We start from the raw sequence: 418 nt of genomic DNA, 5'->3' as shown, positions 1-418 counted from the left end.
AGGCCGAATAGAGTCAAGATTTGCGGGTCAAGGCTCGGCATCTTGAAACTGAATTCCAGCTTCTCATAGCCAAGCATAACCTCGCGAGGCTTTACCATACCGGCGTTGCGCAGCTCTTCCAGTTTCTTCTGTGGTACCGGCGGGGTGATATCACCGATCTGGCCGAGCTTGCTTTCGCGATCTGCCCACAGCATACAATCGCGCAGGATAAAACGAGGGAGATTTGACATTGGACTTCCTTACTCGCCGAGTGTTAGCGGGCCGTTTTCGATCAAGCCATTCACTTCATCCAGCATGACCTGGTAATAAAGAATGTTACGGTGCGTGGTGACGAGGATTTGCTCCATCAAACCGACCGGCTCAAACTCCACATTCAGGAAGATTTTACCCTGAACATTGACTGTTGGCTCATTAGTCG

1 protein-coding gene is annotated in these 418 nt (G+C 50.7%); it reads right to left on the bottom strand.

Annotated elements, in window-relative coordinates:
* Window positions 1-230 (bottom strand): phage major tail tube protein (locus HBA93_RS18845; protein WP_286202059.1); only part of this gene is annotated, 230 nt, incomplete at its 3' end.
* Between the last annotated feature and the right edge of the window lie 188 nt (window positions 231-418).

Origin of the sequence: Ochrobactrum sp. SFR4, from assembly GCF_019730395.1 — a bacterium.
GTDB lineage: Bacteria > Pseudomonadota > Alphaproteobacteria > Rhizobiales > Rhizobiaceae > Pseudochrobactrum.
The sequence above is the reverse complement of the archived record's forward strand: the minus strand, read 5'-3'. Positions and strand labels throughout refer to the sequence as shown.